The sequence below is a fragment of the Glutamicibacter sp. NPDC127525 genome, assembly GCF_042672105.1.
In the GTDB taxonomy this organism is placed as follows: Bacteria; Actinomycetota; Actinomycetes; order Actinomycetales; family Micrococcaceae; genus Glutamicibacter.
Genome location: NZ_JBHXVN010000004.1, coordinates 371,516 through 394,696, shown reverse-complemented (window position 1 = coordinate 394,696; position 23,181 = coordinate 371,516). Strand labels below are relative to the sequence as shown.

The following is a 23,181-nucleotide window of genomic DNA, read 5'->3' as shown; positions in this document are numbered from 1 at the left end:
TCTTTGAAGACAAGGAACTGCCATGAAAACCGTCGAGCAAACCTGGCACGACATCTCACTTCCTGCCGAACAGCGCGTCGCCGCGCTCATGGATGAAATGACCCTGGAAGAGAAAGCCGGGCAGCTGGGCTCGTTCTGGATCCGCCCGGAGGAAGAAAACCAGGACGGGGAAGGCAACGTCGCGCCGATGGCCGATACCTTCACCGCAGGCCCCAGCTTCGAAACCGCCATCAAGGACGGCTTGGGGCATATCACCCGCGCCTTCGGCACCATCCCGCTGGCCCCCGCCGAAGGCCGCGAACGCCTGGTCGAGCTGCAAGAACAGGTCATTGCCGCGAACCGCTTGGGCATCCCGGCCATCGCCCACGAGGAATGCCTGACTGGCTTCACCACCCTTGGCGCGACCTGCTACCCGGCGTCCATTGCCTGGGGCGCCACCTTCAACCCGGAACTCATTGGCGGCATGGCCCGGCGCATCGGCGCCGACATGCTGAAGATGGGAGTGCACCAGGGCCTGTCCCCGGTCTTGGACGTCACCCGCGACTACCGCTGGGGCCGGGTGGAAGAGACCATGGGCGAAGACCCCCACCTGGTTGGGGAGCTGGGCGTAGCCTACGTGCGCGGCCTGCAGGACTCGGGGGTGCACGCCACCTTGAAGCACTTCGCCGGCTACGCGGCCTCGCAAGCCGGGCGCAACCACGCGCCGGTCTCCATGGGCCCCCGGGCGCTGGAAGACACGGTGTTCCCGCCGTTCGAACGCGCGGTTCGCGAGGGTGGAGTGAAGTCCGTGATGAACTCCTATGCGGACGTGGATGGCGAAGCGCCCGCTGGCAGCCACCGGCTGCTCACCGAAGTGCTGCGGGGCCGCTGGGGCTTCGCGGGAACCGTCGTGGCGGACTACTGGTCCGTCAGCTTCCTGCACAGCATGCACGAAGTCGCAGAAGACGAGGACGCCGCGGGCCGGCTGTCCCTGGAAGCCGGCATGGACGTTGAGCTCCCGGAGACCACCGCCTTCGCCAACCTGGCCCAGGCGGTCCGCGCCGGAGCGCTGGAGCAGGAAGTCCTGGACACCGCGGTGCGCCGCGTGCTGGCCCAGAAACTGCAGATGGGCCTGCTGGATCCGGGCTGGAACCCGCGCCAGGCCTGGCTGGGCGATGACGTGGAACTGGATTCGGCCGATAACCGTGCCCATGCCCGGAAAATGGCCGAGGAATCGATCATCCTGCTGCGCAACGAGCAGATCCTGCCCTTGGCCAGCCCGGCACGCTTGGCGGTCATCGGGCCCAGCGCCTCCCAGCCTCGCACCCACCTGGGCTGCTACTCCTTCACCAACCATGTCTACTCGCGCTTCGCCGAGCAGCAGGACTACGGCGTGCCGATGGCCTCGATCCTCGAAGCCTTGCAGCTGGCTCCCGCGCTCGCCGGATCGCAGATCGAGTATGCCCGTGGCGTGGACTTCACCGATCTGGATGATTCGGGCATCGCCCAGGCGGTCCAGGCCGCCCGCAACGCCGAAGTCGCGGTGGTTGCCGTTGGCGACCTCGCCGGGCTCTTCGGCCGTGGCACCTCGGGGGAGGGCTGCGACGTCGTCGACCTGCGCCTGCCCGGGCGGCAGGGGGATCTGGTGGAAGCCGTGCTGGCCACGGGGACCCCGACGGTGCTGGTGCTGGTCACTGGGCGCCCGTATTCGCTGGGGCAATTCGCTGATCGCACCGCGGCCATCATCCAGTGCTTCATGCCCGGGGTGGAAGGCGGGCCGGCACTGGCTGGCGTGCTGACCGGCGAGGTCAACCCCTCGGGCAAGCTGCCGGTGCAGATCCCCGACCATATCGGCGGGCAGCCGGGCACCTACCTGGCTTCCAAGCTGGCGTGGCATTCAGAAGGCGTAACCAACCTCGATCCGCGTCCGCTCTACCCCTTCGGCTACGGCAGCTCCTACACCAGCTTCGAGATCTCCGGGCTGGAACTGCCGGAAACTGAAATCGCTGCCGACGGCACCATTCGGGTCAGTGCCACCGTGGCCAATACCGGAGCGCGCTCCGGTGCCGAAGTGGTGCAGCTGTACCTGGCTGACGCGGTGTCGCAGGTGGTGCGCCCGCGCCGCTGGCTGGCCGGCTTCGCCAAGGTGCAGCTTGAGGCAGGGGAGTCGAAGCGCGTGGCTTTCACCGTGCATGCTGACCGAACCTCGTTCACCGGGCTGTCCGGGAAGCGCATTGTGGAACCGGGCAAGTTCACCGCGCTGGTGGGAACCAGCAGCGAGGACCTGCCACTGCAGGCCGAGTTCCGGATCACCGGGAAGGTGCGCGAAGTGGCCGAGGGCCGCGTGCTGGACACCCCGGTGGACATCGCGTAGCCGCTAGGCGGTGCGCCGCCGCAGGGTCAGGGAACCGACGATCAGCGCGGCGGCGATCCAGGCGGCGATGACCAGCATGCTTCTTGCCGTCGCCGAATCCACTGTTCCCGCCGCGGCATCCGAGAGGGCGTCGATGGCGTGGGACAGCGGAAGCCAGGCGCCGATGGCCTCCAGCGCGCCGGGCAGCTGCTCGCGGGGCAGGATGATTCCGGACAGCAGGAACTGCGGGATGACCAGCGCCGGCATGAACTGAACCACCTGGAATTCGGTGCGTGCGAAGGCGCTGGCCATCAGGCCGAGGCTGATGCCCAGCAGCGCGTCGAGGGCGGCCACCGCAAACAGCAGCCAGAAACTGCCTTCGATCTCCAAGCCGCAAACCCAGATGGCGAAACTGACCGCGATCATGGTCTGGAGGATCGCAACCAGGGTGAACGCCAGCGCGTAGCCGAAGATGAATTCGCCCTTGGCCAGCGGCATGCTCAGCAGGCGCTCAAGGGTTCCGCTGCGCCGCTCGCGCAGTGTTGCGATGCTGGTGACCAGGAACATGACCACGAATGGGAACAAGGCGATCATTGCCGGGCCAATGCGGCTGAAGGCCGGGGTGTCGGTGAAGATCCATGCGATCAGGCCGATCAGCAGGCTGGGCACGATGAGCATCAAGGCAATGGTCCGCGGGTCATGGCGCACCTGGGCCAGGACCCGACCGGTGGTGGCGAGCGTCCGTTTCATGGCTGGTTCCCTTTTGCCGCGATCAGGGCAACGAAGGCATTTTCGGGATTGTCTGCACCGGTTGACTCCATCAATGCAGCCGGGCTCATCTGGCCGAGCAGCTTCCCCTCGCGCAGCAGCAGGATTTCATCGCAACGCATGGCTTCGTCCATGACATGGCTGGAGACGACAAGGCACAGGCCGGTGGCCGCCAACTGCGAGAACATCGCCCACAGATCCGCACGCAGCACCGGGTCCAAACCCACCGTGGGTTCATCCAGGATGACGATTTCTGGCGAGCCGAGCAGCGCGATGGCCAAGGACACCCGATTGCGCTGTCCGCCGGACAGGCCCATGGCCAGCCGGCCAGCCTGGTCCGCCAGGTCCGTGGCTTCGAGGACTCGATCCACTTCTGCTGGGGGCTGGCCGAGGATCTTGGCGAAGTAGGCGATGTTCTGCCGGACGCTCAAATCGTCATAGACGCTGGCTGCCTGGGTCATGTAGCCGACCCGGTTGCGCAGGGACTTGTGCCCGGCGGGCTTTCCGAGAACGGAGACTGTTCCGCTGCTGATGACCTGGTTGCCCACGATGCTTCGCAGCAAGGTGCTCTTGCCGCTGCCGCTGGGGCCGAGCAAGCCGATGATCCGTCCCGGCGCGAGCTGGAATTCCACGTGGTCCAGGACCAATGCCCTTCCGCGTCTGACGTCGAGCCGCTGCACATCGACACAAGCCGTTTTATTCATCACATAATGAATTAGGGACCTCTGCCAGCGGCATGTCAATGGTTCAACGCAGGCAATTGGCCGGTGAGGTAGCGCTGGATGGTGGGGGCCACCAGCTCGATAACCTGCTCATCATCCATGGAGGCCAAAGGCTCCAAGCCAATGATGTAGCGCGCGACAATCAGGCCGACAACCTGGCTGGCCACCAGGGCTACCCTCGGCTCGGCGCTTTCTTCCGGCAAACGCGCACCCAAGCGCGAGAAGATCTGCTCTTGCAGGAATGGACGGAGGACTTTCGCCGCGCTGCTGCTGGAGACCAAGCCCCGGATCATTGCCGTTGCTGCCGTGCAGAAAGCCGGCTTGCGCCAGGTAGCGAGCAATGCGCGAGTCAGCGCCTCGCCCATCTCCTCCAACGGCGCTGTTGCCGCCTCGGCGATGATTTCCCCTGGGTTGACGGGGATGCGCATGGTCTGGACAAACAAGTCGCTCTTGTCCTTGAAATAGTGGTGAACCAGTGCTGGATCCACCCCGGCTCGGCGCGCTACCGACCGGAGGCTGGCTGCCTCGTATCCGGCACGGGAGAACTCCTTGGACGCGGCTTTGAGGATCGCCGCTCTAGTTGTCCCCGTGGTGCTGCCTTTGGGCCGTCCACGCTTCCGCGCGCTCGGGACCTCGTTCGGTACTTGCTCGGTCACGGTTTCAGCATACTTCCGGAATCTTGCGTCAACGCAGCAAGGCCGGGCAAAAGCCCGGCCTTGCTGAATCCGCTAGCTGCTACTTCTTGGCTGCAGGCGCTTCCGCTGCAGCGGCACCCTTGGCGAGTTCCGCGTGCAGATTCGCCACGGATGGGAACTGCAGGTCCGGGCGGAACGGGAAGGTGTCCATGTCTTCGCGGGCGGTGATGCCGGTGTAGACCAATGCGGTCAGCAGTCCGGCTTCCATGCCCGCAACGATATCGGTGTCCATGCGGTCGCCGATCATTGCGGTGGTTTCCGAGTGCGCATCGATTCGGTTCAGGGCAGAACGGAACATCATTGGGTTCGGCTTGCCCACCACGTATGGCTCGCGGTTGGTTGCACGCGAGATCAAGGCCGCGATCGCACCGGTGGCTGGCATAATGCCTTCGGTGGACGGTCCGGTAGCGTCCGGGTTGGTGGCGATGAACTTCGCCCCGCCTTCGATCAGGCGGATGGCCTTGGTGATGGCTTCGAAAGAGTAGGTGCGGGTTTCGCCCAGCACGACGTAGTCAGGGTTCTGGTCGGTCATGATGAACCCCGCATCATGCAGGGCAGTGGTCAAACCGGCTTCGCCAATGACGAAGGTGCGGCCGCCGGGGCGCTGGCGAGCCAGGAACTCTGCAGTGGCCATCGCGGAGGTCCAGATGTTTTCCTCCGGGACGTCCAGGCCCGAGGCCAATAGGCGAGCACGCAGATCGCGCGGGGTGTAGATGGAGTTATTGGTCAGGACCAGGAAGCGCAGGTTGTTGTCGCGCCAGTAGCTCAGCATCTCGGCGGCGCCCTTGATGGCCTGGTTCTCGTGAACCAATACGCCGTCCATGTCCGTGAGCCAGCATTTGATGTCGTGGACAGTTCGCGTACCGCGGATTGAAGTTGTCACGAGGCGTGGATCCTCCCTAGGGAAATATGTGGTGGGAGCTATCGGCACTGAAAGTATCCCGTTCTATTAAGAGATTACACAGGCGCACGCAAATGCACCGTGAACAAGGGCACGAACATAACGAACTAGGCTTAATACTGTGAACGAAGAAACGCATGAACCAGTTAATGACCCGAGCGCGCAGCATGTGATCGGAGTAGGCCCCTGGGAGGGGGAACTGCCAACCGACGGAAAGTACGATCCCCAGCTGCTTGCCGAGGGCGACCGGCGCAACGTCGCGGACAAGTACCGCTACTGGACGATGGACGCCATCATTGCTGATCTTGACGAACGCCGCCACGATTTCCATATCGCCATTGAAAACTGGCAGCACGATATGAACATCGGCACCGTGGTACGCAGCGCAAACGCCTTCCTGGCCAAAGAAGTCCATATCATCGGCCGTCGCCGCTGGAATCGACGAGGCGCCATGGTTACTGATCGTTACCAGCACGTACGCCACCATGCAACAGTGGAGGAGTTCGTTGCCTGGGCTGAAGGCGAGGGGTTGACGATTCTGGGAATCGATATCTTCCCGGACTCCGTTCCACTGGAAACCTACGACCTGCCGAAGGACTGCGTGCTGGTCTTCGGGCAGGAAGGTCCGGGACTCAGCCCGGAAGTCCACGCTGCGGCCAAGGACACCTTGTCCATCGAGCAGTTCGGCTCGACTCGTTCAATCAACGCGGCATCCGCAGCCGGGATTGCCATGCATGCGTGGGTACGCAGGCACGTGTTTGGGCAAAAAGTAGGTTAACAAGAAATTTAATACTGACGAGTTTAGTCGAGCATCTGGATTAGTTATCATTTTCCGCCTACTCTGGGTTTTAGTTATGAAAACGTGATCTGGGAGAGGGCGGTCGTGAAACGACGTCATCAAGTGAACCGTGACTTGCTGTTGCCCGGGCTGCCTCGGCGCAGAAGGCCATTGGTTATATGGTCGACTTCTATCGTCGCCGCGCTAGGACTGACGGGAGCCTTGGCGATCCCGATCATGGCGCAGGCCGGTGACTCCAGGCAGGGCGATATCCCTGTAGGTATCGATGCTGTGGCAGATCCATCAATGTTCAACGGACCGGTCTATGTCAGTGCAGATGCGCCACTGAACTCATTTGGCGGTTCCGGCAAGGAGCTGGCTATTGACGGCCGTCCCGTTGGAATGCTTGATGGCGCTGACGCCGGCTCAGAAGCGTCCGGCAATGACAACGAATCCTCAGCTCTGCTCGCGGGCATGGTCGGCGAGCTCGGTAAATTGCCTGGCGACCTGCAACTGATGCACCCGGTCAAGACCCGCAGTATTTCCAGCCCTTACGGCTGGCGTGCCAACCCTACCGGTCCTGGCAACCAGATCCACATTGGCCAGGACTACCCTATTTCCTGCGGCTCGCCGGTCTACGCTTCTGAAGCTGGAACGGTGACCGTATCGGCATGGGCCGGGCACTCCGGCATGCGCGTGACTATTGATCACGGCAGCAATGTCCAGACTGGCTACAGCCACAATTCGAAGTTGATTGCCAAAGTGGGGCAACGCGTTGAGCAGGGTGAGCTGATCGCCTTGGCTGGCACTACCGGCAACTCGACCGGTTGCCATGTGCACTTCGAGGTCATCATCGACGGACGTTGGCACGATCCGCGTAACTACCTGCCAACCATTCCGGGGCAGCGCCAGGCAATGATTAATTCGCAGCGGCTGACGGTCAATGCGGGCAGTGCTCCGAAGGGCAACGGCTCGCGGGTTCCTGATCGGGCTCCAAGCGGTCCGGATCCAGACGTCATTGTCCCTGAGGATGACACTCCAATCATTCCACGGCCGAAGCCGACGCCATCGGAGTCGCAGCGCCCGTCGCCGAGCGAGAGTGAGACTCCAAGCGGTTCGCATTCTCCGGATGGTTCACAGAGCCCGGACGGTTCGAAGAGCCCTGATAGCTCGAAGAGCCCGGATAGTTCGAAGAGCCCAGACGATTCGAAGAGTCCAGGCGAGAGCGAATCCACGGCACCTGAACCCACGGAAGAACCTGAGGAGGAGGTACCTTCAGTTCCGGAAACGCCAACGGAGCCTGAAAAAGAAGTCGTTCCGGATCCTCCAACCGGCTCAGCTTCTGCGCCAAAGACGGATTCGTCGAAGTCGACCTCGACCGGAACTGAAACTCCGAAGGCTTCCACGAGCTCTGCATCAGTGCCCAGCACCACGACCAAGACACAGCTAGCTCCGTCGGGAAGCACCTCTGTAAGCGCAACAACCAAATAGAGAAGGTAAAAAGCCAGCGGCCAACCGTAATGAGACGAGCTCTCATCTGGGTTGGCCGTTTGCTTTGCGGTCAACCGCGGAATTCCCCGTGTCACGATACGAGATTTAGGGCTTAGTTAGTGACATAGCCGATAGGATGGATGGCGAACCGCCGTCAATGGAGACGCGTAACCTCGCTAATCACCAGGAGTGAAGCATGCCTATCGCAACCCCCGATAAGTACAATGCAATGATCGATGCTGCCAAGGCAGGCGGCTACGCCTTCCCAGCAGTGAACGTGACCAGCTCGCAGACTCTGAACGCCGCAATTCGCGGCTTCGCAGAGGCTGAATCCGACGGCATCATCCAGGTCTCCACCGGCGGCGCCGCATACTGGTCTGGTGCATCCATCAAGGATATGGTTACCGGCTCGCTGGGCTTCGCGGCCTTCGCCCGCCAGGTTGCCAAGAACTACGGCGTGAACATCGCCTTGCACACCGACCACTGCCCAGCGGACAAGCTGGACGGTTTCGTGTTGCCACTGCTTGCCGCTTCGGAAGCTGAAGTCGCTGCAGGCCGCGATCCATTCTTCAACTCCCACATGTGGGATGGTTCTGCTGAAACCCTTGAAGAGAACCTGCGTATCGCCGCAGAATTGCTGCCGCGCACCGCAGCCGCCAAGCAGATCCTCGAAGTTGAAATCGGTGCCGTTGGCGGCGAGGAAGACGGCGTGGAAAACGCAATCAACGACAAGCTGTACAGCACCGTCGAAGATGCCCTGGCTACCATCGAGGCTTTGGGCGCTGGCGAAAAGGGCCGCTACATCACCGCGCTGACCTTCGGCAACGTCCACGGCGTTTACAAGCCAGGCAACGTAAAGCTGCGCCCAGAGATCCTGAAGGATATCCAGGCCCAGGTTGGCGCCAAGATTGGCAAGGCGAACCCATTCGACCTGGTATTCCACGGCGGATCGGGCTCTTCTGAGCAGGAAATTGCTGACGCAGTTGCCTATGGCGTGATCAAGATGAACATCGACACCGACACCCAGTACGCCTTCACCCGCCCGGTAGCTGGCCACATGCTTGCCAACTATGACGGTGTGCTGAAGGTTGACGGCGAAGTTGGCAACAAGAAGACCTACGACCCACGCGTGTGGGGCGCCAAGGCCGAAGAGTCCATGGCTGCCCGCATCGTTGAAGCTGCCCAGCAGCTCGGCTCGGCCGGAAAGTCGCTGAAGTAACCATGGTCGGAGAAAACCTGCTGGGCATCCCGGAAACCCTGCTTCCGGAAGAAACCGAAGTGCTCGCACGCTATGAAGCCGGTGATGAAGCCACGGACTTGGCGGCAAGATTCCCTGCCTCGTCACTGGTTTGGGCGCTGCTTGCCAACGAAGCGCACAGTGAGGGCCGCATCGTGGAGTCCTACGCGTTCGCACGCGTTGGCTACCACCGCGGCTTGGACTCGCTGCGCAAAGCCGGCTGGCGCGGACAGGGTCCAGTGCCTTGGCGCCACGAACCGAACCGCGGTTTCCTGCGTTCGCTTTACGCGCTGGGCCGTGCAGCTGCTGCCATCGGCGAGACTGAAGAAGTCGACCGCATTGGCAAGTTCCTGAACGACTCGGATGCTACGGCCAAGGCTGAAATCGAAGCTGGCAAGTAAGCAATTCTTAAACAGCTATCGGCGGCTCCTCTCGCAAAGAGAGGAGCCGCCGATAGCTGTTTAACGCATCGAGGATGCGCTCATGAACTAGGAAAAATCGGGTGCGCAGAAGCTGAGAAAAACCTGCCAGACGGCGACCTCTCCGTCATGAGAAGGTAAACATGCAGGTCATGACTCATTCAGTAATATGAGGGCGTTCTCATGTTGTTCTACTTTTGGACTCATTTAGTTCACCTAAAGTTCATTTAGAAGGGATCATCACTTCACACCTTTGAAAGGTAGAGCAATGTTGTCATTCTGGATGGGACTAGCGTCCAACGTCATCGGTATTACGGTTCTCGTGTACTTCGTATACTTCCGCCGCCACTTCCGCCGCGACCTCGTATTGGCCTATATTGCTTTGAGCATGGGCATCTTCGCTGTCACCTTATTGCTCTCGGGTAGCGGCGCGGGCATGGGGCTTGGCCTCGGCCTATTCGGTATTCTCTCGATTATTCGCCTTCGTTCGGACACCCTGACCCAGGAAGAAGTGGCCTACTACTTCATTTCACTGGCCATCGGATTGGTCAATGGCTTGCACCCGGATCCGGCATGGTTGGCTCCAGCAGCCACCGCGGCATTGGTCCTGGTGATGTTCTTGGCCGACCACCCGAGCTTCGCCCCACGCACCGATCGCCAGACCGTGACCCTGGAACGTGCCTACCCGAAGAAGGCGGACCTGCAGGCTGCATTGGAAGAACTGCTGGATGCCAAGGTACTGCGAACCGTAGTTGTCGAGCTGGACATGGTTCGCGACCTGACCATCGTTGATGTCCGCTTCCGTACCAACGCTGCCGGCAGCAAGTCCAATGCCAAGTCCAGCGCATCCGAGAGCTTCTCCGGCACTTATGAATTGGCGAACAGCCAGTCCGCACCGGCAGCGCAGAACGGAGCCAAGCAGGAGACGTGGTCCTGATGACGGCGCTTGCTACCAAGCGCGCGGACCTCGCTGCCTCCCAGGCGCGAGCGGCTTTGGAAGAAGCCGTCATCGGCCGGGAACCGATCAGTCTCGAAGAGGTCATCTCCGAAGCCGCGCTGCAGACCCGCGTCGACAAGAAGTTCTTGCTGACCCCAGAGGAATTCACGGAATTATCCGAGCGCTTGGGCGATAAATTCAAGATCATGCAGATCGACGGCTTGCGCACCTTCCGCTACGAATCGGTGTATTTCGATACCGAGGACTACGACCAGTACCGCGCCCACCGCCAGGGACGGCGCCGGAGATACAAGGTGCGTTCGCGCACTTATGCGGACACAGGGCTGTCGATGTTCGAGATCAAGACCAAGGGGCTTCGAGGGTCGACGGTGAAGCACCGCGTAGAGCAGGATCTGGACAGCGCGGGCGAGCTGACCGAAGAGAACCTGGGGTTCCTGGAATCGGTTCTGCGCCGCGAGTACGGGCAGGACGTCCCCCAGCTGCAGCCAGTGCTGGACAGCGCCTACCGGCGTGCGACTTTCGTGAATCCCATCGACGGCGAACGGCTGACCTGTGACGTCGAACTGGAATACGCCAACGGCGAATCGAGGGTTGACGGACCAGACTTGATTGTCGTGGAGACCAAGTCCGCTGATGGCCGGGGCGCTTCGGACCAGGCCTTGGCCGAGCTGGGCATCCGAGAGGTATCGATGTCCAAGTATTGCATCGGCATTGCACTGCTGAATCCGCAGCTGCCAGCCAATCGCTGGAGCCGTTTGCTCCAGCAGGGCTTCGTTCCGGATCCGACGTTGCGCTAGACCCCGTGCAGGATTCGGCTACCGCTCCGAGGCGAGTCGGTAGCCGAATCCGCGTACCGTCTCAAAGCGTTCCGAGCCGAGCTTGTTGCGCAGGTAGCGGACATACACATCCACCACGTTGGATCCGGGGTCGAAATCATAACCCCAGACCCTGGAAAGCAATTGCTCGCGGCTCAGCACTTGGCCGGGGTTGCGCAAGAAGGCTTCGGCCAGCGCGAATTCACGCGCGGAAAGATCGACTTCGCGCTCATTGACCGTCACCCGGCGGCGCAGCAGGTCCATGTTCAGGTCTTCGTGGGTCAGCGAGGAAACTTCAGGTGCATTGTCCTCGGCGCGCAGGCGCAAGCGCACCCGTGCCAGCAACTCATCGAAGTGGAATGGCTTGGCCATGTAGTCATCGGCGCCGTTCTGCAGGCCGGCTACCGTGTCTTCCACGCTGCCGCGTGCGGTCAGGATGATCACCGGAGTATCGATCTGCGCGGCGCGCAGACGCCGCAATACCGAGAAGCCGTCTTCATCCGGCAGGCCGAGGTCGAGGATGATCAGCTCATGATCACCCTCGATGGCCTGGGTGAAGCCATCATGCCCGGTTTCTGCGATGGATGAGGTCAGTCCCGCAGCACGCAGCCCCTTGGCTACGAACGAACTGATTCGCGGTTCATCTTCAATGATCAGTATCTGGCTCATGCTTCCTTGCTTCCAGTCGTCAACGGCATATCAATGTAGAACGTGGAACCCTTGCCATGTTCCGAATTCACCCACACGCGTCCGCCGTGGGTCTCCGCTATGGCCTGCACGATGTTCAGCCCCAGACCGGACCCCGAAGAACGAACCGAGTTCTGGCCACGTCCGAAGCGCTCGAATATACGTTCAAGATCTTCAGCCTGTATGCCCACGCCGGCATCGGATACCCACCAGCGCAAGGTGGTGTTGCCTTGGCCATCGCGGACGATCTCGTTGCCCAAGCCGATGCGGGTATCCTCAGCAGAGAACTTCACCGCGTTGGCGCAGAGCTGCAGCATGGCTTGGGTAGTCCGGATCGGGTCGAGAGTCACGGTGGCCTCGGTGCGGTAGTCAACGCGCCACTGACGCGGCCCCAGACCGCGGGCCTTGTCGAGGATGTCGTCAAGCAGCTTGCCGACTTCTGCAGGCTCCACCTGGAGGAAATCGGTGCGGTTGGACTTTGCCAGGGTGACCAGGTCATTGATCAGCAAGGACATGCGCCCGAGCTCATCCATCGCGATATCCCGGCTCTGGATAACATCATCGGGATCGTTGGGATCCATCAGTTCCAGATGCCCGTTGATGATAGTCACCGGAGTGCGCAATTCGTGCCCGACATCATCGAGCAGCTGGCGTTGGGAACCGAGTGCTCCTTCGAGGCGATCCAGCATTTCGTTGACCGTGACCGTCAGTTCGGCGAACTCGTCATTTCCCGAAACTTCAATGCGCTGGGATACATCGGTCTCGGAAATCTGTTGCGCGGTAGTTTGCAGGCGGCGGATCGGGTCGAGCATCCGTCCTACCACAAGCCAGGCGGCCAGTGCGGCGACGAGCATGACCGAGGCGCCGACGGCGCCGAAGATCATGAAATTGCGGTCATTAGCGATGGCCTCTGCCGAGTAGTCATAGGCCAGCACGAAGGCGCCGTGCTCGTGGTCTGCAGGAAGGCTGACCGGAACAACAACGGCGCGGTAGGTCGTGATTTCCGTATCGACAGTTCCCAAGCGGATATGGTTGGCGTCCTGGACGCTTCTGGCCCATTCCAGGAATTCCGGATCATCTTCCAGGCGGGTGTTGACGATATCCGGTGCGGTCCAACGCACCTCGTCACTTACCAGGGAGAGCATGCCCTGCTTCGGAGAAGGCAGGGTGCGTTGCATTGCAATGTACAGCAGGTCTTCGGCGTGCTTGAAGCGTTCCATGGTGCGCGGATCAACACCGGTTTCGGTGAGGACTTCGAATTCCTTGACGGTGCGAGTCAATGACTCATCCAAGCGCTCATTGAGTTCGTGGCGTTGTACGCCGAAGCTTGCCGTACCCGCTGCCAGCAAGGCCAAGCCAACCAGGAGCATCATCCCGGTCAGAACTCGGGCCCGGATGGACCACCGGCGTTCCGGCGCTCTAGTCGTCATCGTCATCGTCGTCGTCATAGTCTTCGTAGTCGTCATCGTCATCGTCGTCATACTGGGTGCCCGAAGGAGGCAGCGGGACAACGGTCTTCTTTGGCGGTGCTGGTGCTGGAGGTTTCGGCTTGGGCTTCGGTGTCGGGGTAGCGCTGGGCTTGGGCTTTTCCGAGGTTGTCGGCTTGGCAGAGGTGCTCGGGCTGGAGGACGGCTTTTGGGATTCAGCCGCCGAGGAAGAAGGTGAAGAGGAAGGAGTGCCAGGTGTGCCGATTGTCGGGGAAGGAGTCACTTCTTCGAAGATGAACCCTTCACCGAGGTCCCGGTCCGCCGGGCCTTCCAAGGCTTGGCTGATTCCGAACGCGCCAAGAAAAACGACTGCGATGACAGCGATCGTCGCAAAGACGCGGCGCAAAGCTTCCTTTCCCATGTTTTTCATTGTGGCTGAAATAAATGAGATATAGATGAGAGACGCCGTTAGATGACAAAAAGCCTGTCTCGGCTAAGCCAGGTGCTCGAAGATAATTACCGTCTGGGTGGATGAGAACGCGCGGTTGGAGCCCAAGTGCGCGGCCACGAATGCCCGTAGGTCTTCGATGCTTTGGGTAGCCACCCGAACCAGCAAATCCGGCGAGCCGCCAAGAACGAAGACTTCCCTGACCTCGGCAAGCTCTTTGAGCTGATGCGCCGAGGAGAGCAAGCGGTCTCGGGCTGTGGACGAGACCACAATAGAGATCATGGCGTTGACGGCAACACCAAGAAGACGCTCATTGATCGCGGCATGGTAACCGGTGATCACCCCCGCCTTGGAGAGTGCTTTCACCCGGCCCAAGCAGGTCGATGGCGCCAAGCCGACTGTGGCAGCCAAGACGTTGTTGGCAATTCGAGCATCCTTGCTCAGCTCGGTGAGAATGGACAGATCCGTTTCGTCGACGCGAACAGGATTCGGCATGGCATCGCCTTGAACCGTCCATAATGAACCTGCCACGGCTAATCAACTCAATTCTTTGGAAAAGTTTGGATCTGGTCGCACTATATCGAACTAGATTCTACGATGGATGCACCAGGGAGAACGGAAGTCCTCCCGCTTTGATCTTGGCCGAACAGGAGATCCAATGACCACGGAACTGACCCGAGAGTCCCTTGCCCAATTGGACGCGGCAGACCCGCTGGTGGCCTTTGGCAACCGCTTCAACCTCCCGGAAGGCGTCATCTACCTCGATGGCAACTCATTGGGCGCGTTGCCGAAGGGTGCAGCCGAACGCGCCGCCCAGGTGGTGACCGAAGAATGGGGCCAGGGCCTGATCCGTTCCTGGAACACCGCCGGCTGGTTCGAGATGCCGCTGAAGCTCGGCGACAAGCTGGGGCGGTTGCTGGGCGCGAACCCCAGCGAGACTGCGATCACCGATACCACCACGCTGAATCTGTTCAAGGCCTTGGCCTCGGCACTGCGCACGCAGAAGGCCGATGCCCCGCAGCGCCGGGTGATTCTCACCGAACGAGACAATTTCCCCACGGACATCTATATCGCCGAGGGGTTGGCCGACCTGGTCAACTCGCTCTCGCAGGAAACCGGTGTGGCCTATGAGGTGAAGCTCATCGATGGAGAGTCCTCGCTGCGCGCCGCACTGGACGAAACTGTCGCCGTGGTGGCTCTGTCGCATGTGAACTACCGCACCGGTTCCATGTGGGACATGGGCGAGACCACTGCAGCCATCCACGGCTCCGGAGCCCTGGTGGTCTGGGATCTGGCCCATGCCGCAGGTGCAGTACCGATTGACCTGAATGCCGCAGATGCCGACTACGCTGTGGGCTGCACCTACAAGTACCTCAACGGCGGCCCGGGCTCTCCGGCTTTCATCTGGGTCAATGCCCGCCACCATGAACGTTTCTGGCAGCCGCTGTCCGGCTGGTGGTCGCACAAGTCGCCCTTCGAGATGGCTGACAGCTACACGCCAGCAAATGACATTCGCCGCTTCATGTGCGGTACCCAGCCGGTTACTTCACTGGCCATGATCGAGGTCGGCCTGGATATCGCGCTGGAAGCGGACATGGACACGGTGCGCGCCAACTCGCTGGAGCTAGTGGACCTGTTCATCGAGCTGGTTGAAACCCGCTGCGCCGGCTACGGCCTGGAACTGGTGACTCCACGCGAACATGCTGCTCGCGGCAGCCACGTCAGCTTCCGCCATGAGCATGGGTACGAAATCATCGCTGCGCTCATTGACCGGGGTGTCATCGGGGACTACCGCGAACCGGAAGTCCTGCGCTTTGGCATCACCCCGCTGTACCTGACGCGTACCGATATCTGGGATGCCGTGGAGAAACTGCGTGAAATTCTGCACACCAATGCCTGGCAGCGCGAAGAGTACGCCGTGCGTAATGCCGTGACATAACGCAAATTCCGCCGCTTTCGGGTCTTGGTGCGCCGAAGCCGGCGAATCTGCGCGCGAGTAACCTTAACAGCAGCACGGCATTTTCGATGCCGTGCTGTTCGCATAGGTCTAAAGGGAGCATCGTTGGGCAAGCAGCCGGTACGCGCCACTGAAGTCGGTTCGGGTTTGAGGAAGTCGCTGACTCCTGGGCAGATGTCCATGATCGCGCTGGGCAGTGCCATCGGCACCGGTCTTTTCGCGGGCAGCAAGCTCGCCATCGCCATGGCCGGTCCCTCGGTGATCATCAGCTACCTCATTGGCGGGGTCGTCGCCTTGCTGGTCATGGGCGCATTGGCGGAAATGACCGTCAAGCAGCCGGTGGCCGGTTCCTTCGGGGTCTACGCCGAACGCTATCTTGGACGTTTCGCCGGGTACCTGACCAAGTACCTGTACTGGTCTGCGCTGATCTTCGCCGTGGGCACCGAAGTCAGCGCGGTAGGCGAGTACATGCAGTACTGGTTCCCCGAGATTCCAGGGCTGGTTTGGGTCCTTGTCTTCTCGGCCGCGCTTTTGGGCGTGAACTTCTCCAGCGTGAAGATCTTCGGAACCACCGAATACTGGTTCTCCGCGATCAAGGTCTTCGCGGTGGTCGCGTTCATCATCATTGCCCTCTGGCTGGTGTTCCACGACCCCAGCGACCAATACGGGTTCCATAACTACTCGGCCGAAGGCGGCTTCTTCTCCAATGGCCTGTTCGGCATGTGGACCGCTGTCATCGTGGCGATCTTCTCCTACATGGGCATCGAGGCGATCTCCATTGCCGCCGCAGAAGCAAAGAACCCCAAGATTGCCGTACGCAAGGCCTTCAAGGTCTCCTTCCTGCGCTTGCTGCTCTTCTACGTGTTCACCATGGCCCTGATCCTCGCGGTGGCGCCCACCAGCGAACTGCTGGCCGGAGGATCGCCATTTGTCACTGTGATGTCCCAGATGGGTATCCCGTTCGCCGATTCGGTACTGAACTTCGTGCTCATCATTGCCGCGCTCTCGGCCATGAACGCCCAGCTCTATGCGGCAACCCGCATGCTGCATTCGCTGGCTGATTCCGGGCACGCGCCGCGCCTGGCACACCGGACCAACAGTGCGGGCGCTCCTATCCACGCGGTGTGGATGTCTGCCGGAGGCATCGCCGTGGCAGCACTGGTCTACGCGCTGGTTCCGGAGGGAGGCTTCGGCATCATGATGTCGCTGGCTACCTTTGGTGCCCTGGCGACGTGGTTCATGATCCTGGTGACCCACGTGTCCTTCCGCCGCCAGGTGCGCCTGGACCGGGCCGTCCTGGAATACAAGCTGCCAGGCTACCCGGCCGCGTCGATTCTCGGCTCGGTACTGCTCGCCGGCCTGCTGGTGACCTCGTTCTTCGTGCCGGAATTCAAGTACACCCTGATTTTCGGTGTTCCCTTCGTCATCTTGATGTCGGTGCTCTACAGGCTGGTTTTCGCCGGCAAGAAACAGCCTGCGGTGAAATAGCAGGGCAATCGTCCGCGGCGCCGGTTCGCTGGCGATCCGCGGCGCGGGCACTAAGATCTTAAGGGGCCTGCCAGTTGGCAGGCACCGCAACTTTCGAGGAGCAATGGTGGCCAAGCTGTATTTCCGCTACGGAGCGATGAACTCGGGCAAATCCACGAGCTTGCTGCAGGCTGCCTTCAACTACGAAGAACGCGGCCAGCGTATCCTGCTGGCCAAGCCGGGAGTCGACACCAAGGGCGAGAAATCAATCGTTTCCCGCCTGGGCATTGAACGGGAAGTCGACTTCAGCGTGGGGCCGGAAGAGAACCTCCGCGAGAAGTTCGCGGCCCATTGCCTCGGCGATGACCCTGATGCCTTGCTGCCGCATGTGGATGCGCCGCCGGTAGCCTGCCTGCTGGTCGACGAAGTGCAATTCCTCTCCCGCTCCCAGGTCGATGATCTTCTGCGCATTGCCGTGCTCGATGATGTCCCAGTGCTTGCCTACGGTATCCGTACCGACTTCCGCACCCGTGCCTTCCCGGGATCGGCACGCTTGATGGAACTGGCGCACTCACTTGAAGAGCTGAAGACCATCTGCCGCTGCGGGCGCAAGGCCATGTTCAATACCCGCCGATCAGGTGACCACATTGTTTTTGATGGAGACCAGGTCGCTATCGACGGTGAAGAGGTCTGGTACGAGTCGCTGTGCGCTGCCTGCTATCTGGAAGCATCCGGCGGCAAGCTGGGCTAGCTCGGTGGGCTAGCCGGTAGCACTTCGGCCGGCAGCTTCGCGCCGGCCGAAAGCCGCCGGCGGCCGGTCCACCCAGTGGCGGCCAGCCGGGTAATGCTGGCCCCGGCCCATTCAGCGTTTTCGCTGCGATGGCCCATTCAAGGAAGAACCTCCAAAATGAAGATTCATCCCGCTGGCCCTGCCACCGGCGCATCGGGATCTCTCGAAGGCGCAGTACCGAAGGCCACGGATTCGAATATTCATCGGCACCGATTCATGCCGGACAGCTAGAGGGCGCAAAACCCATTGCGGAAGGAATCGCCTGCTTGCGGCCGCAGGCAAATACCAGGGATTCCTGGAGTGAGTCGTGAACAAGGAATTGATGCATGATGCGATCGAGCAAGGGCGTGCAGCCGAAGCTGTTGCCCTGGCAGTGCTCCACGACTCTGGCATGCTGGTCGACGAGCTCGACTACCACCGGATCACGCAGGACGCCCAACCGTATTGGGACTTCGCGCAGGAATGGATCGCTGTCGCTCGGGTGCTCGACAAGCCCGTGATCGCTCGTTGGGTGGCTGGTATTGCCCTGGCCGAGTTTGCGTACCTGGAAATCCAGTGCGAAGCAGCCCAGCTGCTTGTCGACTCGGTGCAGGAAGCGAAGGACTACCTGGCTAGTTTGATTGAGGAGGTCTCGGTCCTGAGCGCTAACCCGGAAGCTGCCTTGGCCAAGAACGAAGTTCGAGAGTTGACCGCTAGCGCGCGGGAGCTGGCAGAACTGGGAATTCCCGGCGCGAGGAGTTAGCCGATGAGGCCGGCAACGGCCCGCTGCAGCCCCCAGTCGAAGCCATCGGCCAGGGGTGCGTCGACATCGAGCTGCACGAGGTTCTGGCGGTAGGCGACCGAGCCGAGCACGTGGTTCAGCAAGAGCTGCTGGCCATGGCGGGCGTTTTCGGCAGGCAGCCCTGCTGTTTCCAGCAGGGTGCGAAGCTGCAGCACCGGCTGGAGCTCGGTGGCCTGCATTGCGGTGGCGACCTCGATGACCTCGGGGCTGTCCTGAATCGGCAGCAACGCGAGGTAGAGCTTGCGCGCCAGCTGAAGGATCGCCTCGGAGGGGGAATTGTAGTCCTCGGCATCCACCGTCAGCGCAGGGGTATTCAGCAGCTGGGCGGCAACCTGCGCCAGCAGCTCCTGCTTGTTCTTCACATGCCAGTAGAGCGCACCGACCTGGACATCGAGTTCCTTGGCCAATCGGCGCATCGACAAATCAGCCAACCCGAACTGTTGCAGGATGCCGACCGCGGTGTCCACGACCGTTAACTGAGTCAATGCCATGGTGACAAGTCTAGTCGCAACGCCTGTGCGCGCTTAGGCTCCAAACACCGTGCGGTCCAGGAAGTCGTTGCGGAACTTGCCGGACGGATCCAGGCGCTGCGCCAATGCAATGAAGTCGTTGAACTTCGGATACAGCCCGGCCAGCTGCGTAGAGGTGGCTGCGAAGAGCTTGCCCCAGTGCGGGCGTGCCGCAAAAGGAGCCAGTGCTTCCTCGATCCGCGGTAGGAGCGCCTCGACAGCCTCCTGCTGGGATTTCCAGGTGAAGTGCAGGGCGATGCCGTCACGGCCGTAGTTTCCACTGAGCCACAGTTCATCGGCGGCAATGGTGCGCACTTCCGAGACCAGCAGCAGGGGAGTGATGGCGGGGGAAAGCCCGCGGACGGCCTGGATCGCTTCTGCCGCGTGCTCGCGCGGGACCAGGTATTCGGTCTGCAGTTCATCGCCGGCGCTGGGGGTGAAGTCCATGCGGAAATGCGCCAAGCGATCCGACCATGGACCGGTTGCTCCGAGCTGTTGGCTGCAGATGGACCCATCGGCACCGGGCAGCGGGTGCATCGCAGCAGTTGCCGGGAACCCGCCGAACCGGCCCTGGTCAAAATGCTCTACCAGCGCATCGCCGACGCGGCGCTTGAGCCAGGTCTGGCCTACCTGCTCGCCGCTCCAGTCAGTGAACAGGCTGACGCTGTAGGCCGAAGCCTGGATGGTGTCGAAGCCGTCGAGCACCTTGTCCCAGGACAGATCCTGGTAGACGGTCTGCTGCATCTCGAAGCTCGGCAGGATATCCAAGGTGAGGTGGGTCAGCACGCCCAGCGCGCCCAGGCCGACCACGATGCCATTGAAATCCTCGTCGCCGCGCTGCACGCTCAGTTGCGAGCCGTCGGCCAGCACCAGTTCCACTGCGCGCACGGCGGTGGCGAGGTTGCCATGGGTTTCGCCCGAACCGTGGGTTCCGGTGGATACTGCGCCGGCTACCGAGATATGCGGCAGGGAGGCGAGATTGTGCAGGGCATAGCCGGCGCGTTGAAGTGCATCAGCCAGGGCGCCGTAGGTGGTGCCGGCGCTGACGCGCACGGCCATGGCCAGCGCATCAATCTCGATGGCTTCCGGCATCTTGGCCAGCGTGATCATGGTTTCGCGGGTATCGGCGATGTCATTGAAGGAATGGCGGGAGCCCAGGACCTTCACGGCCTTGGCTGCGCGAACAATATCCTGCAGCTGCTCGAGGCTGGCGGGAAACAGCAGTTGCGCGGCCCGGTATTCAAGATTTCCGGCCCAGTTCAGTTCCTTGTTGCGCAGTTCCACGGCTAATCCTTACTTGTCGAGCCACTGGCTGGAAACCAGTGCGCGATAGCGTTCCAGTATCTGCGGGGCCAGTTCCATCGCTGGGACTTGGGCAGTGCCCTGGGCCCAATTGGGGAATTCCCCGGCCAGTACGCCGGCCGCCTGGCGGGCTGCGCCATCGGCGACGTATTCGCCCGGGGCCGGGATCAAAATTGGCAATCCCAGGATCTGGGCGGCGATCTGCTGGACCGCGCGGGACCGCGCGCCACCGCCGACAAGGATGATGCGCTGCGCTTCAACCCCTTGGGCTTCCAGTGCGCGCAGGCCGTCGGCTAGCGAGCAAACCACCGCTTCCACGGCGCTGCGGGCCAGATTCGCGGCGGTGTAGTTGGCTCGGGTGATGCCATGCAGCGAGCCGGTGGCCTCTGGCAGGTTCGGGGTGCGCTCGCCGTCGAAGTAGGGCAGCAAGGCCAGCCCGTCGCTACCCGGGACGGCGGATAGTGCCAGGTCATTGAATTCTTCGAGGCTGACCTGCAGCAGGGTGGCGGTGGCATCGAAGATGCGGGTGGCATTCAGGGTGCATACCAATGGCAGGTAGTTGCCGGTGGCGTCGGCGAAGCCTGCCACCAGGCCGGAGGCATCTGCCGATGGGGAATCGGCAACCGCGAAGACGGTGCCGGAGGTGCCCAGGGACATGACGACGTCGCCCACCGTGGCGCCTACGCCCAAGCCGGCCGCGGCGTTATCGCCCGCGCCGGCACCGATCAGTGCTCCGGAAGTGGTGCGGCCAATGGATTCCAGCGGGCCAGCGACCGTAGGCAGAATCGGGGCGTGGCCCAGATGCTGCTCCAGCGCCTCGTAGTCATAGGCGTTTTCGGCGGCACGGTAGTAGCCGGTGCCCGAGGCATCCGAACGATCGGTGCGCAGGGCGGCCAGCCCTGCTGCCCCGGAGCCCGGGCCGTAGCCGGCCAGGCGCCAGGACAGCCAGTCGTGCGGCAGGCAGACGGCAGCGACCTTGGCCGCGTTCTGGGGCTCATTGTCCCTCAGCCAGCGCAGCTTGGTCAGCGTGATCGAGGAGACCGGGACGGTGCCGGTGCGCTGTGCCCAGTACTGGGCGCCCGCCGCGGCATCGCCCTGGCCTGCCTCGGTGATGATCTGGCTGGCCGCCTGCGCGCTGCGGGTGTCGTTCCACAGCAGTGCCGGGCGGATCACCGCACCGCTGGCGTCGAGCACCACCATGCCATGCTGCTGCCCGCCCACCGAGATGGCGTCCACGTCGTCCAGGCCCCCGGCCTGGGCGATCGCTTCCTGCAATGCGCTGAACCAGGATTCCGGATCCACTTCGGTGCCATCGGGGTGCGAGGCACGGCCGGAGCGGACCAGGGCGCCTGTTGCGGCGTCGCGGATGACCACCTTGCATGACTGGGTGGATGAATCTATGCCGGCAACGAGCGTCATTGTTCTTCGGCTGCTTTCTGCGGTGGGCGGGGGTGAGCGGTCTAGCGGGCGTTGAGCAGGTGCTCGATGGCCAGCTGGTTCAGGCGGATGAACGCGAAGTTGCGCTGCGCTGCGGCGTTGGCGTCGAAGTCGGCGAAGCTTGCCGCATCGTCCATCAGCTGCTGCGCGGTTTCGCCGGCGTCCAGGGTGCTCTCGCCCAGCTCGAACACGCCCGAGAGCTTCATCGCCTCCTGGACCTCGGGGTCTGCGCGGAATGCCTGTGCGCGTTCCTTGAGCATCAGGTACATGGACATGTTTGCCTTGGCCGAGTCCCACACGCCGTCGTAGCCGTCGGTGCGCGATGGCTTGTAGTCGAAGTGGCGGGGGCCATCGTACTTGGGTCCGCCGGTCGGGAAGCCGTTCTCCAGCAGGTCGACGGTGAAGAAGGCGCTGGTCAGATCGCCGTGGCCGAAGACCAGGTCCTGGTCGTACTTGATGCCGCGCTGGCCGTTGAGGTCGATGTGGAACAGCTTGCCTGCCCACAGCGCCTGGGCGATGCCGTGGGTGAAGTTCAGGCCAGCCATCTGCTCGTGGCCGGTCTCCGGGTTCAATCCGACAATGTCCCCGTGTTCCAGCTTCTCGATGAAGGCCAGGCCGTGGCCTACGGTTGGCAGGAAGATGTCGCCGCGTGGCTCATTCGGCTTCGGCTCCAGCGCGATGCGCAGGTTGTAGCCTTTTTCCTTGATGTAGCCGGCTGCGGTGTCCACGCCTTCGCCCATGCGGTCAAGTGCCGCGGCCAGGTCCTTCGAGCCGTCGTACTCGGCGCCTTCGCGGCCGCCCCACATGACGAAGGTTTCGGCGCCCATTTCGGCTGCCAGGTCGATGTTGTGCAGGACCTTGGCCAGCGCGAAGCGGCGGATCGAGCGGTCGTTGGAGGTGAAGCCGCCATCCTTGAATACCGGGTGGCTGAACAGGTTGGTGGTCACCATCGGGACCTTCAGGCCGGTTTCCTTGAGTGCTGCACGGAAGTCCGAAAGGATCTGCTCGCGCTGGGAAGCGGTGGCGTCAAAAGGAATCAGGTCGTTGTCGTGGAAGGTGATGCCGTAGGCGCCGAGCTCGGCCAGCTTGTGGACAGCTTCCACCGGATCCAGGTTCTTGCGGGTGGCGACACCGAAGGGATCGGCACCGGTCCATCCCACGGTCCACAGTCCAAAAGTGAAGCGGTCGGCGGCGGTTGGCTGAAGAGTCATGGGATGCATCCTTGGATCGGGGGTTGGCTGATGCCATTTAGTTTATGTC

At 62.0% G+C, this 23,181-nt stretch carries 23 protein-coding genes; 11 read left to right on the top strand and 12 right to left on the bottom strand.

Going from position 1 to position 23,181, the window contains the following annotated elements; genetic code table 11:
• Positions 1–22 precede the first annotated feature (22 nt).
• On the top strand, positions 23–2,353 hold the full coding sequence (locus ACFVHU_RS12170) for a glycoside hydrolase family 3 N-terminal domain-containing protein (protein ID WP_133834972.1): 2,331 nt from the start codon (positions 23–25) through the stop codon (positions 2,351–2,353).
• A 3-nt stretch (positions 2,354–2,356) separates the two neighbouring features.
• Here ACFVHU_RS12170 and ACFVHU_RS12165 read toward each other — a convergent pair whose 3' ends face one another.
• The 4 genes from ACFVHU_RS12165 to ACFVHU_RS12150 form a co-directional block, all read right to left on the bottom strand.
• Positions 2,357–3,082, bottom strand: coding sequence for an ABC transporter permease (locus tag ACFVHU_RS12165; RefSeq protein WP_133834971.1), 726 nt, complete (start codon positions 3,080–3,082; stop codon positions 2,357–2,359).
• Positions 3,079–3,804: an ABC transporter ATP-binding protein gene (locus ACFVHU_RS12160; protein WP_133834970.1), complete on the bottom strand. Its 726-nt coding sequence runs from the start codon at positions 3,802–3,804 to the stop codon at positions 3,079–3,081. The genes ACFVHU_RS12165 and ACFVHU_RS12160 overlap by 4 nt, the downstream gene beginning before the upstream one ends.
• A 35-nt stretch (positions 3,805–3,839) precedes the next feature.
• The gene (locus ACFVHU_RS12155; RefSeq protein ID WP_166650870.1) at positions 3,840–4,478 is read right to left on the bottom strand and encodes a TetR family transcriptional regulator; all 639 of its coding nucleotides are present in this window, start codon (positions 4,476–4,478) and stop codon (positions 3,840–3,842) included.
• A 79-nt stretch (positions 4,479–4,557) separates the two neighbouring features.
• Positions 4,558–5,400, bottom strand: a complete 843-nt coding sequence (locus ACFVHU_RS12150) for an HAD-IIA family hydrolase (RefSeq protein ID WP_105657902.1) — start codon at positions 5,398–5,400, stop codon at positions 4,558–4,560.
• A 139-nt stretch (positions 5,401–5,539) separates the two neighbouring features.
• Here ACFVHU_RS12150 and ACFVHU_RS12145 point away from each other — a divergent pair, with 139 nt between their 5' ends.
• From ACFVHU_RS12145 to ACFVHU_RS12120, 6 genes are all read left to right on the top strand, one after another.
• Positions 5,540–6,196 carry an RNA methyltransferase gene (locus tag ACFVHU_RS12145; protein WP_105657903.1) on the top strand — a complete coding sequence of 219 codons (657 nt, stop codon included), beginning with the start codon at positions 5,540–5,542 and terminating at the stop codon, positions 6,194–6,196.
• Between the two features lie 222 nt (positions 6,197–6,418).
• Positions 6,419–7,687, top strand: a complete 1,269-nt coding sequence (locus ACFVHU_RS12140; RefSeq protein WP_133834968.1) for a M23 family metallopeptidase — start codon at positions 6,419–6,421, stop codon at positions 7,685–7,687.
• 196 nt (positions 7,688–7,883) lie between these two features.
• Complete coding sequence (gene fbaA / locus ACFVHU_RS12135; protein ID WP_133834967.1) at positions 7,884–8,906, top strand: class II fructose-bisphosphate aldolase; 1,023 nt, start codon at positions 7,884–7,886, stop codon at positions 8,904–8,906.
• A gap of 2 nt (positions 8,907–8,908) precedes the next feature.
• Positions 8,909–9,325 carry a DUF3151 domain-containing protein gene (locus ACFVHU_RS12130; RefSeq protein WP_133834966.1) on the top strand — a complete coding sequence of 139 codons (417 nt, stop codon included), beginning with the start codon at positions 8,909–8,911 and terminating at the stop codon, positions 9,323–9,325.
• 286 nt (positions 9,326–9,611) lie between these two features.
• Positions 9,612–10,280 carry a DUF4956 domain-containing protein gene (locus tag ACFVHU_RS12125; protein ID WP_133834965.1) on the top strand — a complete coding sequence of 223 codons (669 nt, stop codon included), beginning with the start codon at positions 9,612–9,614 and terminating at the stop codon, positions 10,278–10,280.
• Positions 10,280–11,098, top strand: a complete 819-nt coding sequence (locus tag ACFVHU_RS12120) for a polyphosphate polymerase domain-containing protein (protein ID WP_133834964.1) — start codon at positions 10,280–10,282, stop codon at positions 11,096–11,098. Before ACFVHU_RS12125 ends, ACFVHU_RS12120 begins: the two co-directional genes overlap by 1 nt.
• An 18-nt stretch (positions 11,099–11,116) precedes the next feature.
• Here ACFVHU_RS12120 and ACFVHU_RS12115 read toward each other — a convergent pair whose 3' ends face one another.
• The 4 genes from ACFVHU_RS12115 to ACFVHU_RS12100 all read right to left on the bottom strand — a co-directional run bounded on the left by ACFVHU_RS12115 (position 11,117) and on the right by ACFVHU_RS12100 (position 14,173).
• A complete protein-coding gene (locus tag ACFVHU_RS12115) occupies positions 11,117–11,785 on the bottom strand; it encodes a response regulator transcription factor (protein ID WP_133834963.1) in 669 nt (222 codons plus the stop codon).
• Complete coding sequence (locus ACFVHU_RS12110; RefSeq protein WP_286172332.1) at positions 11,782–13,233, bottom strand: cell wall metabolism sensor histidine kinase WalK; 1,452 nt, start codon at positions 13,231–13,233, stop codon at positions 11,782–11,784. Before ACFVHU_RS12110 ends, ACFVHU_RS12115 begins: the two co-directional genes overlap by 4 nt.
• The gene (locus ACFVHU_RS12105; protein ID WP_388024633.1) at positions 13,223–13,651 is read right to left on the bottom strand and encodes a hypothetical protein; all 429 of its coding nucleotides are present in this window, start codon (positions 13,649–13,651) and stop codon (positions 13,223–13,225) included. Before ACFVHU_RS12105 ends, ACFVHU_RS12110 begins: the two co-directional genes overlap by 11 nt.
• 72 nt (positions 13,652–13,723) lie before the next feature.
• Positions 13,724–14,173, bottom strand: coding sequence for an Lrp/AsnC family transcriptional regulator (locus ACFVHU_RS12100; RefSeq protein ID WP_133834961.1), 450 nt, complete (start codon positions 14,171–14,173; stop codon positions 13,724–13,726).
• A gap of 163 nt (positions 14,174–14,336) precedes the next feature.
• On the opposite strand from ACFVHU_RS12100, the gene kynU reads away from it, so the two are divergent.
• The 4 genes from kynU to ACFVHU_RS12080 all read left to right on the top strand — a co-directional run bounded on the left by kynU (position 14,337) and on the right by ACFVHU_RS12080 (position 18,634).
• Entirely contained in the window at positions 14,337–15,617 is a 1,281-nt protein-coding gene (gene kynU / locus ACFVHU_RS12095) for a kynureninase (protein WP_388024631.1), read from the top strand.
• A gap of 123 nt (positions 15,618–15,740) precedes the next feature.
• On the top strand, positions 15,741–17,123 hold the full coding sequence (locus ACFVHU_RS12090; RefSeq protein ID WP_388024629.1) for an amino acid permease: 1,383 nt from the start codon (positions 15,741–15,743) through the stop codon (positions 17,121–17,123).
• Between the two features lie 106 nt (positions 17,124–17,229).
• Positions 17,230–17,853: a thymidine kinase gene (locus ACFVHU_RS12085; RefSeq protein ID WP_388024659.1), complete on the top strand. Its 624-nt coding sequence runs from the start codon at positions 17,230–17,232 to the stop codon at positions 17,851–17,853.
• Between the two features lie 346 nt (positions 17,854–18,199).
• Positions 18,200–18,634 (top strand): hypothetical protein, encoded by a 435-nt coding sequence (locus ACFVHU_RS12080; RefSeq protein WP_388024628.1) that lies wholly within the window; start codon positions 18,200–18,202, stop codon positions 18,632–18,634.
• Here ACFVHU_RS12080 and ACFVHU_RS12075 read toward each other — a convergent pair.
• From ACFVHU_RS12075 to xylA, 4 genes are read right to left on the bottom strand one after another with little or no spacing between them, the layout of a single operon-like run.
• Complete coding sequence (locus ACFVHU_RS12075; protein ID WP_388024626.1) at positions 18,631–19,164, bottom strand: TetR/AcrR family transcriptional regulator; 534 nt, start codon at positions 19,162–19,164, stop codon at positions 18,631–18,633. The genes ACFVHU_RS12080 and ACFVHU_RS12075 overlap by 4 nt on opposite strands.
• 33 nt (positions 19,165–19,197) lie before the next feature.
• The gene (locus ACFVHU_RS12070; protein ID WP_388024624.1) at positions 19,198–20,466 is read right to left on the bottom strand and encodes an FAD-binding protein; all 1,269 of its coding nucleotides are present in this window, start codon (positions 20,464–20,466) and stop codon (positions 19,198–19,200) included.
• Between the two features lie 9 nt (positions 20,467–20,475).
• Positions 20,476–21,903, bottom strand: a complete 1,428-nt coding sequence (xylB, locus tag ACFVHU_RS12065; protein ID WP_388024622.1) for a xylulokinase — start codon at positions 21,901–21,903, stop codon at positions 20,476–20,478.
• A 41-nt stretch (positions 21,904–21,944) separates the two neighbouring features.
• Positions 21,945–23,132, bottom strand: coding sequence for a xylose isomerase (gene xylA / locus ACFVHU_RS12060; protein ID WP_105662643.1), 1,188 nt, complete (start codon positions 23,130–23,132; stop codon positions 21,945–21,947).
• Between the last annotated feature and the right edge of the window lie 49 nt (positions 23,133–23,181).